We start from the raw sequence: 13,492 nt of genomic DNA on the forward strand, positions 1-13,492 counted from the left end.
ACCCTGGACAAGGCTATTCAGAGCAGAAGGCGGATCCGTTACGCCCCCGTCGTGAGCGGTAGCTCTTGCTCACGCTCTGCAGCCTCTGCGAACTTCTGTTGGCTGCGCCGGCCTCATTGCCGCGAAGCACGATCACAGCCGGCTGCTACCCGTCCCGCCTTCCTGCTTCGAATAATCCGGCGACGGCCCGCGCCCCGGCGCGTGGTCGCGTTCCAAGCTCATCCGAAGGAGACAAACCAGATGGCGCGCAAGATCCTGATGCTCTGCGGCGACTACGCCGAAGACTACGAAACCATGGTGCCCTTCCAGGCCCTGCTGGCCGTGGGCCACACGGTCCATGCGGTGGCGCCGGACAGGAAGGCCGGCGACTGGGTCCACACCGCCATCCACGACTTCGAGGGCGCCCAGACCTACAGCGAGAAGCCGGGCCACCGCTTCACGCTCAACGCCAATTTCGCCGACGTGCGCCCCGAGGCCTATGACGCGCTCGTCATCCCCGGCGGCCGCGCGCCCGAGTACCTGCGCATGAACAGCCGCGTGGTCGAGATCGCTCGGCACTTCCTCGCCGCAGACAAGCCGCTGGCTGCCGTGTGCCATGGCGCGCAGCTGCTCGCGGCCACCGGCCTGCTGAAGGGGCGCAAGGTGTCGGCGTACCCGGCCTGCCAGGTGGAGGTGGAACTGGCGGGCGCCGAGTACATGGGCATTCCGGTCGACCAGGCCGTGACCGATCGCAACCTGGTCACCGCGCCCGCATGGCCGGCGCACCCGGCCTGGCTCTCGCAGTTCCTGGCGGTGCTGGGCACGCGCATCGAGCATTGAACTTCCGGCGGGCGGCCCGGCGCTACAGTGCGGCATCGCCCACCTTCCTTTTCCGCAAAGGAGACAGTCCACCATGTGCGAAGTCTTCATCAGTGCCGACCCGCGGAGCTACGACGCGCGCACGCGCTCGGTGCGGCTGCATGGTGTGGTCACCAGCATCCGGCTGGAGAACCTGTTCTGGCAAGTGTTGGAGGAGATCGCGCGGCGCGACGACATGGTCGTGGTGCAACTCATCGAGCGGCTCTACGACGAGCTGGTGGCCGCGCGCGGCGAGGTCGGCAACTTCGCCTCGTTCCTGCGGGTGAGCGCCCTGCGCTACGAGGCGTTGCTGGCGCAGGGGCGCATTCCGGCGGACAGCTCGGTGGCGATCCGCTCGCTTGACGCGAAGACGGTACTGCACGAATTGCCGGAGGGCTGGGGCAGGCCGCTGCTTCAACAACGGCCCGCTGCCACAGCAGCGCAGACATCGGCCCGGGTGCGCACGCTGCACGTGGCGGCGCGGCGGCAGGCCTGAGCACCGCGCGAGAAGCGTCAGACGCGCTCGAGAATCACCGCGATACCCTGGCCCACGCCGATGCACATGGTGCAAAGCGCATAGCGGCCGCCGCCCTTGTGCAGCTGGTTGACCGCGGTGGTGGCGAGGCGCGCGCCGCTGGCGCCCAGGGGATGGCCCAGCGCGATGGCGCCGCCATTGATGTTGACGCGCGCGTCGTCGTCCTTCAGGCCCAGCAGGCGCAACACAGCGAGGCCCTGGGCGGCGAAGGCTTCGTTGAGTTCGATCACGTCGATCTGCTCGAGCTTCAGGCCGGTGAGCGCCAGCACCTTCTGCGTGGCGGGCGCGGGACCGATGCCCATCACGCGCGGCGCGACACCGGCGGTGGCCATGCCGACCACGCGGGCGCGCGGCGTGAGGCCATGCTTCGCGGCGCTGGCTTCGTCGGCCAAGAGCAGAGCGCAGGCACCGTCGTTCACGCCGCTGGCATTGCCGGCGGTGACGGTGCCGTCGGGGCGCACCACGCCCTTGAGCTTGGCCAGCGATTCGAGGCTGGTTTCGCGCGGATGCTCGTCCTTGTTGACGACGATGGGGTCGCCCTTCTTCTGCGGCACGGTCACAGGCACGATCTCGGCGTCGAAGAAGCCCGACTTCTGCGATGCCACGGCGCGCAGCTGCGAGTTCAGGGCCATCAGGTCCTGCGCCTCGCGCTCGATCTTGTAGTCGGTGGCCACGTTCTCGGCCGTCTCGGGCATGGAGTCGACGCCGTACTGCGCCTTCATGAGCTTGTTGACGAAGCGCCAGCCGATGGTGGTGTCGTACACCGCGTTGTTGCGGCTGAAGGCGCTCTCGGCCTTGGGCATGACGAAGGGCGCGCGGCTCATGCTCTCGACGCCGCCGGCGATCATCAGGCCCGCTTCGCCGGCGCGGATGGCGCGCGCGGCCGTACCCACGGCATCGAGGCCCGAGCCGCACAGGCGGTTGATGGTGGCGCCGCCGAGTTCGATGGGCAGGCCCGCCAGCAGCGCCGACATGCGCGCGACGTTGCGGTTGTCCTCGCCGGCCTGGTTGGCGCAGCCGTAGAGCACGTCGCTCACGGCCTGCCAGTCGACGTTCTTGTTGCGTTCCATCAGCGCCTTGAGCGGCACGGCGCCGAGGTCGTCGGCACGCACGCTGCTGAGCGAACCGCCGTAGCGGCCGAAGGGGGTGCGAACGGCGTCGCAGATGAAGGCTTGGTTGGTCATGTGCTGTCTCTCTTTGATGCTTGAAAGGAATCAGGCTGCGATCGGAAGTCCGACGAGCTTCTCGAGTGCTTCGCGGCTCAAGCCGTCGACGAGGTCGACGAGCTTCAGGCCCTGCGGCGTGCATTCGAGCGTGGCGAGGTCGGAGTACACGCGCTTGACGCAGCCGATGCCGGTCAGCGGATAGGTGCATTCCTTCACCAGCTTGCTCACGCCCTGCTTGGTGAGCAGGTCCATCATGACCCAGGTCTGCTTGGCGCCGATGGCGAGGTCCATCGCGCCGCCGACGGCGGGAATGGCGTCCTTCTCGCCGGTGTGCCAGTTGGCGAGGTCGCCGGTGGCCGACACCTGGAACGCGCCGAGCACGCAGATGTCGAGGTGGCCGCCGCGCATCATCGCGAAGCTGTCGGAGTGATGGAAGAAGGAGCCGCCCGGCAGCAGCGTGACGGGCTGCTTGCCGGCGTTGATGAGGTCGTAGTCTTCCTCGCCGGCCTCGGGCGCGGGGCCCATGCCGAGGATGCCGTTCTCGCTCTGCAGGATGACTTCGCGGCCCTGGGGCAGGTGATTGGCCACCAGCGTGGGCTGGCCGATGCCCAGGTTGACGACGGCGCCGTCGAAGATGTCCTGCGCCACGCGGGCGGCGAGCTGGTCCTTGGTGCGGCGGGTGTAGTTCGTGCTCATGGTCATGCTGCCTTCTTGAAGCCGCCGGCTTGCGTGGCGACGCGTTCGATGCGCACCACCTGGTGCACGAAGATGCCTGGGGTGACGACGGTCTCGGGGTCGAGGGTGCCGAGCTCGGCGATGTCGTGCACGGTGGCGATGGTCTTCTTCGCTGCCATGGCCATCACCGGGCCGAAGTTGCGCGCCGCCTTGCGGTAGACCAGGTTGCCCCAGCGGTCGCCACGCTCGGCCTTGATGAGCGCCACGTCGCCGTGGATGGGGTACTCGAGCACGTACTGCTTGCCGTCGATCTCGCGGGTCTCGCGATTGCCCGCCAGCTGCGTGCCGTAGCCGGTGGGGCAGAAGAAGGCGCCGATGCCGGCGCCCGCGGCGCGGATGCGCTCGGCGAGGTTGCCCTGGGGCACGAGTTCGAGCTCGATCTTGCCGCTGCGGTAGAGCCCGTCGAACACCTGGCTGTCGGCCTGGCGCGGGAAGCTGCAGATGATCTTGCGCACGCGGCCGGCCTTCAGCAAGGCCGCGAGGCCGGTCTCGCCGTTGCCCGCATTGTTGTTGACGACGGTGAGGTCCTTGGCGCCCTGCTCGACGAGGCCCTCGATGAGCTCGTTGGGAATGCCGGCGGTGCCGAAACCGCCGATGAGAACCGTGGCGCCGTCGGGGATGCCAGCCAGGGCATCGGCGACCGAGCGCGCGATCTTGTTGATCATGAAGCCTGTCTCCGGAAGTGAGGAAAGAGAACGAAGAAACGAACCCGCCTGAACGCGCCGAACGATTCTGCAAATCGCCGACTTGTTCGTCTAAAGAACATTTGTTCGTATAATGAATTCTAAAGAGGAAGACGAACCATGGCAACCCACGCGTCACAACCCGAAACCCCGGCTCCCGGCGACAGCTACGTGCAGTCCTTCGCGCGCGGGCTGCAGGTGATCCGCTCCTTCAGCGCCGCCGCGCCACACCAGACGCTCAGCGAGGTGGCGGCCGGCAGCGGGCTCACGCGCGCGGGCGCACGGCGCATCCTGCTCACGCTGCAGACGCTGGGCTATGTGGTGACCGACGGCAAGCTCTTCACGCTCACCCCGCGCATCCTGGACCTGGGCTTCGCGTACCTCTCCTCGATGCCGATCTGGAACCGCGCCGAGCCGGTGATGGAGGCGCTGGTGCAGCAGGTGCAGGAGTCGTGCTCCGCCGCCGTGCTCGACGCGACGGACATCGTCTACGTGCTGCGCGTGCCGACCAAGAAGATCATGCACATCAACCTGGGCGTGGGCTCGCGCCTGCCGGCCTACTGCACCTCGCTGGGCCGGCTGCTGCTGGCAGATCTCGACGACGACGAGGCGCGCGCGCGGCTGGAGGCCTCGAACATCGAGGCGCTGACCAAGCACACGCTGACCGACATCGACGCGCTCATGGCCAAGGTCGCGCAGGCGCGCAAGCAGCAGTGGTGTCTGGTGAACCAGGAACTCGAAGAGGGCCTGATCTCGGTGGCCGCCCCCGTCGTCGACAGGCGGGGCCGCATGGTGGCCGCGCTCAACATCAGCGGCCAGGCGAACCGCACCAGTGCGAAGGCGATGCAGGAAACCATGCTCCCCGCTTTGCGCGAAGCAGCAGACCGGGTCTCGCGGATGCTTTGAGTGCCGCGGTCCAACCTGCGCGGCGCATGCCCGGCAGGCCGGACGACACCAAGATCATCGCGATCCGCTTCGAAGACCTGACGACGAGCCCGGTGCGGAACCCGGAAGGCATCAGCCTTCCGAGTGGATGCCCTTCATGAGGATCACGCCGCCCAGGCGCGTGGTGTCGGCGCGCATGCGCTTGGCCAGCGTGTCGGGCGAACCGGGCTGGGCCTGCCAGCCGGTCTTCAGCAGCGCCTGGCTCACCTCGGGCGAGCTGATGACTTCGACCAGCGCGGCATTGAGCCTGGCGACGGCCGCGGGCTTCATGCTCGCGGGCGCGGCCAGCGCGGTCCAGATCTCCAGGTCGGCGCCGCGCACGTCGGCGTCGCGGATGGTGGGCAGCTCGCCCGCCAGCGGGCTGCGCTCGGGCGAGGTCACGCCGATCGCCTTGATCTTTCCCGACTTGATGTGCGGCAACGCGAGGCCCGGCGGCAGCAGCGCCAGCTGGATCTCGTTGGCCAGCAGGGCCGCAATGACCTGCGGATTGCCGGTGTAGGGCTTGTGCTGCGCGGTGATGGCCGCGCGGCTCTTGATGAGTTCCATGCCCAGGTGGCCGACAGTGCCCACGCCCGGCGTGCCGTACTTGCCGCCGCTGCCGAGGTTGCGCACCCACAGCAACTGTTCGGCCGATGTCTTGCCCGTGGCGCTGCCCGACACCGCCAGCACCAGCGGCGCGGTGCCGATCAGGCCGACCGGCGCGAAGTCTTTCTCGGGGTCGAACGGCAGGGAAGGGTTGAGCAGCTTCGCGATGGTCAGGTTGCCGTTGATCAGCGCGCCGATGGTGTGGTCGTCGGTGGCCTTCGCCACCTGATCGGCCACGATGTTGCCGCTGGCGCCGGGCTTGTTCTCGACGACCACCGGCTGGCGCAGGATCTTCGACAGCGGCTCCGCGATGGCGCGTGCCGCCAGATCGGGCGATGCGCCGGCGGGAAAGCCCACGAGGATGTGAACGGGCTTGGTCGGCCAGGCAGCGTCGCCGGTGCTGCTGTTGCGTTGCTGTTGAGCCCACGAAGTCTTCGCAAGCAGCGAAGCGGCAATGGCTGCCGCGCCGCCTTCGAGCAGGCGGCGTTTGGTGATCGTCAAGATGACTCCAGAGAATGAAAAGAACGGGAGATTGCTTACATTGCGTTTACACAACGTTACATGACGAAGATTCTTTTCGCAAGTCCGAAGTGGCTTGCCGTCAGGGTCCATCGCGCAGGAAAGTAGCGGCGTCAGGCGACGTGCGAAGCAGTTTCCGCTGCGTCGGAAACAGCGACCAGCCCCAGCGCTGCTGCGCGTATCCCCACAGCCCCTGCTTGAAGAACAGCGTGACGAGGATCGCGAGCAGTCCCAGCCCCAGCAGGTACCAGGTGCCGTAGTCGCTCAGGAACTTGTTCAGCGCCCAGAAGATGAGCGCCCCCACCAGCGGCCCCTCGATGCGCCCGATGCCGCCGATGACCACCATGAAGATGGCGAAGGCCGTCCAGTTGACGCTGAATGCCGCATCGGGGCTGATGCGCAGGTTGCCCACGAAGTACAGCGCCCCCGCGAGCCCCGCGCCGAAGGCCGCGACCACATAGACCGCGAGCTTCATGCGCGCCACCGGAATGCCCTGCGACTCGGCCGCCACCTCGTTGTCGCGTATCGCCAGCAGCGCCAGCCCGCGCTTGCTGCGCAGGAACAAATACACCAGCGCCACCGCCGCAACCACGCAGGCCAGCGCCATCCAGTAGGTGGTGCTCTCACGCGTCGCCTTGTCGATGCCGCGCAGCGCGGTCAGCGTGGTGCCCGAGCCGCCGCCCACCGCCGACACGTTGGCGAAGCTCAGCCTGAACACCTCCGAGATGACCCAGGTGCCGATCGCGAAATAGCCGCCCGAGAGCCGGAACGCAACGAAGGACACAGGTATGGCGACCAGCCCCGCGGCCAGCGCACCCAGCGGTATCGCCACGAAGGGATTGAGGCCCGCGAAGTTGCCCAGCATCAGCATCACATAGCCGCCGAAGCCGAAGAAGGCCTGCTGCCCGATGCTCACCATGCCGCCGTAGCCCGCGAGCAGGTTCCACATCATCGCGAAGATGAAGTAGCAGGCGATCTCGACGAACTCGCGCATCCAGCTCGACTCGCCCCAGAACGGCAGGCTGGCCGCAAGCAGCACGATGGCGACGGCGGCAACGAGCGCCGCGCGGCTCGCGGCCGTCGCGCGTTCGACCGCAACGATGGGAGGAGGCATGTTGGTCATCCGCGCGTCCTTGGAAAGAGTCCCTGCGGCCGCAGCACCAGCACCACCAGGAAAACGATGTGCCCGAACCAGATGCCCCAGCCCGGGTCGAGCCTGAAGCCGATCTGCTGCGTGATGCCGAGGATCATCGCGCCGGCCAGCGTGCCCCAGAAGGAGCCCATGCCGCCGATGATCACGGCCTCGAAGGCGAAGAGCAGCAGCAGTGGCCCGTCCGAGGGCGACACCGTGGTGCGCATGCCCTGCAGCGCACCGGCGATGGCGATGAGCACGAAAGCAATGGCTGTCGCGAGCGCGTAGACCTTCTTCGCGTTCAGCCCCATGAGCTCTGCGATCTCGCGGTCGTCCGACACCGCCCGGAACGACCGCCCGAGCGCCGTGCGCGCGAAGAGCCACTGCAGCGCGCCCGTCGCCACCAGCGCAATCGCCAGCACGACCAGCGGCAGCACGCCGACCGACATCGCACCGCCCAGCGCGATGCCCTGCGTGCTGAGCCCGCCGGTCTCGATGGCGCGCGGGTCGGCCGAGAACAGCTCCAGCAGCAGATTCTGGATCACGATCGACAAGCCGAAGGTGACGACCAGCGAAGGCAGCGGGTCCTTGCCCAGCGTGCCGTTGAGCACGTAGCGCTGCAGCGCATAGCCGAAGCCGAAGGCCACCGGCAGCACCGCGAGCGCCACCAGCCAAGGTGCGGAGGCACCGGTCAGCGAAACGCCCGCGATGACCGCGAAGGCACCGAGGATGATGAAGTCGCCCTGCGCCGTGTTGGTGAGCCGCATCACGCCGAACATCAGCGACTGCCCCAGCGCGAAGAGCGTGTAGAGGCCGCCGAGCAGCACGCCCTGGACGAGGGTTTCAAGCATGGGCCGCCTCCGCGATGCCGAAGTAGGCCTGCGAAATCTGCTCGCGCGTGAGGTCGGCCGAACGCCCTTCGAGCGACACGCGGCCCTCCTGGAAGCAGTAGATGCGCTGGGAGACCTGGCGCGCCATCGTCACGTCCTGCTCGACGATGACCACTGTCATGCCCTCGCCGGTGATGCTGGGCATGGCGGCGTAGATCTCGCGGATGACGATGGGCGCGAGCCCCAGCGAAAGCTCGTCGCACAGCAGCACCTCGGGGTTGCTCATGAGTGCGCGGCCGAGCGCGACCATCTGCTGCTGCCCGCCCGAAAGCGAAGTGCCCGGCTGGTGGCGCTTCTCCGCGAGGATGGGAAAGAGCGCGTACAGCCGCTGCAGGTTCCACGGGCCCTTGCGCGCGGCGGTGGCGCCCATGCGCAGGTTCTCTTCCACGCTGAGGCTCGGAAACAGGCGCCGGCCTTCGGGCACCATCGCAAGGCCCCGGCGCACGATGTCGCCGGGCGGAAGACCGCCGATGGGCTGGCCCTTGAAACGGATGGCTTCGCGCGGTGCACGCACCAGGCCCGTGAGGCTCTTGAGGAAGGTCGACTTGCCCGCGCCGTTGGCGCCGATGATGGCGACGAGCTCGCCCTGGACGAGGGAGAAATCGATGCCGAAGAGGGCTTGGGCGTCGCCGTAGAAAGCTTTGAGGGCGCGGGTCGTGAGCAGAGCTGTCATGGTCTTTGCTCCCTCCCCTTTTGGGGGAGGGCTGGGGTGGGGGCAAGCGGCGCTCGATGAGGCGCCGCGGCGAAACCGGCGCCGTCGTGCCCCCATCCCAACCTTCCCCCAGAGGGGGAAGGAGCAATACGGAGCGCGCTCATGCTTCCATCCCCATGTACACCCGCCGCACCTCCGCATCGTTCATCACCACCCGCGGCGCTCCCTCCGCCAGCTTCTGCCCGAAATTGATGACGAACAACCGGTCCGCCAGCGACAGCAGCGCATGCACCACATGCTCGATCCAGATCATCGTCACGCCCCGCGCCTTGATGCGCTTGAGCTCCGCAACCAGCACGGCGGCCTCCGGCTCCGTCAGCCCGCCCGCGATCTCGTCGAGCAGCAGCAGGCGCGGCCGCGTCGCCAGCGCGCGTGCCAGCTCCAGCCGCTTGCGATCGAGCAGGGTCAGGCCACCCGCAGGCTTGTTCGCGTGGGGCATCAGGCCCGTCTGTTCCAGCACCTCCTGCGCGGTGTGCCAGGCGTCTCGCTCGGCCTGCTGCCCGCCGAAGCAGGCGGCCGTGACGAGGTTCTCGAACACGCTCATGTTGCCGAAGGGCTGCGGCACCTGGTAGCTGCGGCCGATACCGGCATGGCAGCGCTGATGCGGCTTGAGCCGCGTCACGTCGCGGCCCGCGTACTCGACGCGCCCCTCATCCACGCGCACGTCGCCCGAGATCAGGTTGAACAGCGTGGTCTTCCCCGCCCCGTTGGGCCCGAGGATGCCCAGCGTCTCGCCCTCGGCCACCGACAGCGTGATGTCGTCCGTGACCTTGAGCGCGCCGTAGGACTTGCTCACGGCATGCAGTGCCAACAGCGCCATGTCAGAGCAGCCGCAGCTTGCCGCCGGTGGGAATGTTGGTCGCCGCCTCGTTGTTGACGATGGTCAGCTCCACCTTGTACTTCGTGCCCTTGCCCCATTGGCCGAGCACCAGCGGCGTCTTGCTGACGTTCTTGAACGGCCCCTGGCCGCCCCACTTCACCGGGCCGACGACCGAGTTGATCGAGGTCGAGGCCACGGCGTCGCGCACGTCCGACGCCTTCAGCGACTTCGCGCGTCCCAGCGCATTCGCCGCCACTTCGAACAGCGCATGCGCGAAGCCGATAGGCTGCGTCCACTGCTTCTTCGTGCCAGCCTCGTAGGCATCGGCCAGCGCCTTCGCGCTCTGCTGCGTGAGGCTCGACGTGAACGGATGCGACGGGCTCCACCACACCTCGGTCGACAGGCCGTCGCCCAGTTCGCCCAGTGCCTCGATGGCGCCGGGGAACAGCAGCGCCTTGCCCAGCGTGATGACCTTGGGCTTGAAGCCCTGCTGCCGCGCCTGCGTGAGGAAGGTCTTGGCATCTGGCGGAATCACCACGCCGGTGACGATCTCGCAGCCCGCGCTCTTGAAGGCCGCGATCTGCGCGCTGAAATCCTGCGTGCCGTTCTGGAAGCGCCCCGGGTCGGTGAGCGTGAAGCCCATCTGCGCGAGCGGCTTCGGAAAGCCCAGCTCCTTGTCGCCCCAGGCGTTGCCGTCGCCGTCGTTCGGGAAAAGGCCGCCCACCTTCTTGTTGGTGGCCAGCGTCTTCCAGCCGTTGGTGAAGTTGGCGATGACGTCCTCCAGGCCCCAGAACATGTGATACGTCCAGTCGAAGCCTTTCGCCGGGTCGCCCTTGCGGCCGAAGAACCACGGCTGCCACGGCACCACGCTGGAGACGCAGGGCACCTCGTTGAGCTCGCAGGCATCGCTCACCGGATTGGCGGTCTCGGGCGTGCCTGCGGTGAGCACCAGCGCCACCTTGTCCTTCAGGATCAGGTCGTTCGCCACCTCACCCGCGCGGTTGGGGTTCGACTGGCTGTCCTTCAGCACGATCTGCACCGCGTACTTCTTTCCGCCGACGCTGATGCCGTCCTTGAACGCGGCCTTCATCTGGTCGATGACCCACTTGTCGGCCTCGCCGAAAGGCGCGAGCGGGCCGGTCTGCGGCGACACATAGCCGATCTTCAGCGTGTCGGCCGCGAACACCAGCGGTGCCGCGCCCGAAGCCACCAGCGCGGCCGTGGCCTGCGTGAACTGTCTGCGATTGAATGTCATGGTTGTCTCCGTCTCTTGTGTTCTTGATGCCGCCCGGTCAGGGGTCAGCGCGCGAAGTGCGGCGGTATCTGCGCGTCGACGTTCACCCACACGCTCTTGACCTGCGTGTATTCGCGCATCGCGTCGAAACCCATCTCGCGGCCGTAGCCGCTCTGGCCCACGCCGCCGAAGGGCGAGCCGGGGTTCACGCGCTTGTAGCTGTTGATCCAGACCATGCCGGCGTGCAGGTCGCGCGCCACCTTGTGGGCGCGCTGCAGATCGCGGGTCCACAGGCCGCTGCCGAGCCCGTAGTCGGTGCCGTTGGCGATCTGCATCGCCTCTTCGTCGGACTTGAAGGTGAGCACGGTGACGAAGGGGCCGAACACCTCTTCCTGCGCGACGCGGTCCTTGTATGACCTGGCGCGCATCACGGTGGGCTCGACGTAGCAACCCTTGGCCAGATCGGCGCCTGGCGACTTGCCGCCCGCGAGCAGTTCGCCGCCCTCGCCCTGCGCCACGTCAACGTAGCTCAGCACGCGCTCGCGGTGCTGCGCGCTGGTGAGCGGGCCCATCTCCGTCGCGTCGTCCAGCGGGTTACCCAGGCGGATCGACTTCGCGAGCGGGATGAAGTGCGCGAGGAATTCGTCGGCGATCTTCTCGTGCAGCATCAGCCGCGAGCCCGCAATGCAGGCCTGGCCCTGGTTATGGAAGATGGCCCATGCGCTGCCGTTGACGGCGGCCTGCAGGTTCGCGTCCTCGAAGACGATGTTCGGCCCCTTGCCGCCGAGTTCGAGCTGCACCTTCTTCAGGTTGCCCGCGCTGGCCTGCACGATGCGCCGGCCAGTGGCGGTGCTGCCGGTGAAGGCGATCTTGGCGATCTCCGGATGCTCGGCGATGTACTGGCCCGCCACGCTGCCAAGCCCCGGCAGCATGTTGACCACGCCGGGCGGCAGGCCGGCCTCGGCCATCAGCTCGGCGATGCGCAGGGAACTCAGCGGTGTGATCTCCGCCGGCTTCATCACGATGCAGTTGCCGGCCGCGAGCGCGGGCGCCATCTTCCAGCTGGTGAACATGAGCGGGAAGTTCCACGGCACCACCTGGCCGACGATGCCGACGGGCTCTCGCAGCGTGTAGTTGAGAAAGCCCTCTTCCACCGGAATGGTCTCGCCCTGGAACTTGTCGGCCATGCCGCCGAAGTAGCGAAAGCACGCTGCCGTGCGCGGCACGTCGAGCCGGCGCGAGTCGCGGATCGGGTGGCCGGTGTCCAGCGATTCGAGGCGCGCGAGTTCCTCGGCGTTGGCCTCGATGAGGTCGGCGAGCTTCAGCAGGATGCGGCCTCGGTCGGCTGCGGCCATGCGGCTCCATTTGGGAAACGCGCGCTTTGCCGCGGCCACGGCCTTGTCGACGTCGGCCCTGCCGGCCAGCGCGACATCGACGATGGGCGTGTTGTCGTGCGGGTTCAGCGTGGCGAGGGTTTCGCCGGATTCGGCGTCGACGAAGCGGCCGTCGATGAAGAGCTGGTGGCGGATGGACAGTGCAGGCATGGTCGTTCCTCTCCCTCCCCCGCTGGGGGAGGGTTGGGGTGGGGGCTTCTTCGAAGAGGGCGCGGGCTTGGAGAGCCCCCACCCCTGCCCTCCCCCAGCGGGGGAGGGAGAAATGCAGATCAGAACTGCACGGGAATCTCGGGCGACTCGCCCTTCTGGATCTCGTACACCAGGCTCGGCGAACCGTTCTCCCACACCAGCAGCATCGAGCGCTTCGGGCTGAAACCCTGGTGCCGGCAGTAGGCTGGCATGGCGGCCATGTCGCCGGCCTTCATGATCACGCGGGCCATCGGCTTGCCGGTGTTCTTGTCGCCGCAGTCCCAGTGGATCTCGTCGGTCATCTGGAAGAACCACTCGACGCGGTCGTTGCCGTGGATGATCGGAAGGATGTGCTCCTCGGTGGTCGGGCACATGTAGCTGTGCTTCACCACCGAGGTGAAGCTCGGGTTCCAGGTGACCTGCGAACGGCTCAGGAAGCCGAAGAGATTGAAGGCGTGCACCTCGTTCTCGAAGCCGGGCTCGGGGTGCAGCTCGGGCTGGCCCTGCGGCACGTCGGCAAAGGCGCGGTTGACCGGCGCGCCGCGCTCGTCGCTGCGCAGGTCGAGGTCGCCCTTCAGGCCCACGCAGCGCTTGGCGAGCTCGCGCGCCCTGGTGATCTTGGCGGTGTTGTTGCCGTTCTTGCGGCCGTAGGGCGAGCCGGTTTCCTGCGGTGCGGCGAAGGGGTCGAAGCTCTCGTTGGTCCAGTCGTCGAGCATGGCCTCGAAGGTGGCGCGGATCTGCGCGGTGGGGAAGTTCTCGAGCAGGTCGATGCCCGCGTCCTTCATGGTGCCGTTGAAGCTGCCTGCGTACAGGTCGACCGACTCGTAGTGGTTGACGGTGCCGAACACGTCGTCGAAGTTGACCCAGCCGTAGAAGAAGCCCCAGGCCACGTCGCGCATCAGCGCGCGCAGGTAGCTGCCGGCGTCCATGGTGTGGCTCATGGGGCGGCCGTCGCGGGTCTTCCAGCCGATGTGCACGAAGTATTCGTCGCGGCGGAAGCTGAAGCTGCCGAGCGAGAAGTCCTTGTAGCCGAGCGTGGCGTCGGGCTGCGACGCGATCACCTTGGCGAGTTCTGCGGGTGCGTTCATGGTGTTTTCCTTGTCTGGTCTGAACAGG

14 protein-coding genes are annotated in these 13,492 nt (G+C 67.6%); 3 read left to right on the forward strand and 11 right to left on the reverse strand.

The genetic code is table 11. From position 1 onward, the window contains the following. Window positions 1-240 precede the first annotated feature (240 nt). A complete protein-coding gene (locus tag QMO14_RS14915) occupies window positions 241-819 on the forward strand; it encodes a DJ-1/PfpI family protein (RefSeq protein WP_301507985.1) in 579 nt (192 codons plus the stop codon). 73 nt (window positions 820-892) lie between these two features. Next, on the forward strand, window positions 893-1,333 hold the full coding sequence (locus QMO14_RS14920; protein ID WP_301507986.1) for a ribbon-helix-helix domain-containing protein: 441 nt from the start codon (window positions 893-895) through the stop codon (window positions 1,331-1,333). Between the two features lie 17 nt (window positions 1,334-1,350). Here QMO14_RS14920 and pcaF read toward each other — a convergent pair whose 3' ends face one another. From pcaF to QMO14_RS14935, 3 genes are read right to left on the reverse strand one after another with little or no spacing between them, the layout of a single operon-like run. Further along, complete coding sequence (gene pcaF / locus QMO14_RS14925) at window positions 1,351-2,556, reverse strand: 3-oxoadipyl-CoA thiolase (protein WP_301507987.1); 1,206 nt, start codon at window positions 2,554-2,556, stop codon at window positions 1,351-1,353. A gap of 30 nt (window positions 2,557-2,586) precedes the next feature. After that, window positions 2,587-3,240, reverse strand: coding sequence for a 3-oxoacid CoA-transferase subunit B (locus QMO14_RS14930; protein WP_301507988.1), 654 nt, complete (start codon window positions 3,238-3,240; stop codon window positions 2,587-2,589). After that, the gene (locus tag QMO14_RS14935; protein WP_301507989.1) at window positions 3,237-3,938 is read right to left on the reverse strand and encodes a 3-oxoacid CoA-transferase subunit A; all 702 of its coding nucleotides are present in this window, start codon (window positions 3,936-3,938) and stop codon (window positions 3,237-3,239) included. The genes QMO14_RS14930 and QMO14_RS14935 overlap by 4 nt, the downstream gene beginning before the upstream one ends. A 138-nt stretch (window positions 3,939-4,076) precedes the next feature. On the opposite strand from QMO14_RS14935, the gene QMO14_RS14940 reads away from it, so the two are divergent. Then, window positions 4,077-4,862 (forward strand): IclR family transcriptional regulator C-terminal domain-containing protein, encoded by a 786-nt coding sequence (locus tag QMO14_RS14940; protein ID WP_301507990.1) that lies wholly within the window; start codon window positions 4,077-4,079, stop codon window positions 4,860-4,862. Window positions 4,863-4,973: 111 nt separating this feature from the next. On the opposite strand, the gene QMO14_RS14945 is transcribed toward QMO14_RS14940, so the two are convergent. From QMO14_RS14945 to QMO14_RS14980, 8 genes are all read right to left on the reverse strand, one after another. Then, complete coding sequence (locus tag QMO14_RS14945; RefSeq protein ID WP_301507991.1) at window positions 4,974-5,987, reverse strand: tripartite tricarboxylate transporter substrate binding protein; 1,014 nt, start codon at window positions 5,985-5,987, stop codon at window positions 4,974-4,976. Window positions 5,988-6,087: 100 nt separating this feature from the next. Continuing rightward, window positions 6,088-7,128 carry a branched-chain amino acid ABC transporter permease gene (locus tag QMO14_RS14950; protein ID WP_301507992.1) on the reverse strand — a complete coding sequence of 347 codons (1,041 nt, stop codon included), beginning with the start codon at window positions 7,126-7,128 and terminating at the stop codon, window positions 6,088-6,090. Continuing rightward, entirely contained in the window at window positions 7,125-7,988 is an 864-nt protein-coding gene (locus QMO14_RS14955; RefSeq protein WP_301507993.1) for a branched-chain amino acid ABC transporter permease, read from the reverse strand. Before QMO14_RS14955 ends, QMO14_RS14950 begins: the two co-directional genes overlap by 4 nt. Then, complete coding sequence (locus tag QMO14_RS14960) at window positions 7,981-8,700, reverse strand: ABC transporter ATP-binding protein (protein ID WP_301507994.1); 720 nt, start codon at window positions 8,698-8,700, stop codon at window positions 7,981-7,983. The genes QMO14_RS14955 and QMO14_RS14960 overlap by 8 nt, the downstream gene beginning before the upstream one ends. A 139-nt stretch (window positions 8,701-8,839) precedes the next feature. Further along, the gene (locus tag QMO14_RS14965; RefSeq protein WP_301507995.1) at window positions 8,840-9,559 is read right to left on the reverse strand and encodes an ABC transporter ATP-binding protein; all 720 of its coding nucleotides are present in this window, start codon (window positions 9,557-9,559) and stop codon (window positions 8,840-8,842) included. Window position 9,560: 1 nt separating this feature from the next. Further along, window positions 9,561-10,814 (reverse strand): ABC transporter substrate-binding protein, encoded by a 1,254-nt coding sequence (locus QMO14_RS14970; RefSeq protein ID WP_301507996.1) that lies wholly within the window; start codon window positions 10,812-10,814, stop codon window positions 9,561-9,563. Window positions 10,815-10,858: 44 nt separating this feature from the next. Beyond that, window positions 10,859-12,322 (reverse strand): aldehyde dehydrogenase family protein, encoded by a 1,464-nt coding sequence (locus QMO14_RS14975; RefSeq protein WP_301508025.1) that lies wholly within the window; start codon window positions 12,320-12,322, stop codon window positions 10,859-10,861. A gap of 134 nt (window positions 12,323-12,456) precedes the next feature. Then, window positions 12,457-13,464 (reverse strand): hydroxyquinol 1,2-dioxygenase, encoded by a 1,008-nt coding sequence (locus QMO14_RS14980; protein WP_301507997.1) that lies wholly within the window; start codon window positions 13,462-13,464, stop codon window positions 12,457-12,459. Window positions 13,465-13,492: the final 28 nt, after the last annotated feature.

Origin of the sequence: Variovorax sp. CAN15, assembly GCF_030462475.1 — a bacterium.
In the GTDB taxonomy this organism is placed as follows: domain Bacteria; phylum Pseudomonadota; class Gammaproteobacteria; order Burkholderiales; family Burkholderiaceae_C; genus Variovorax.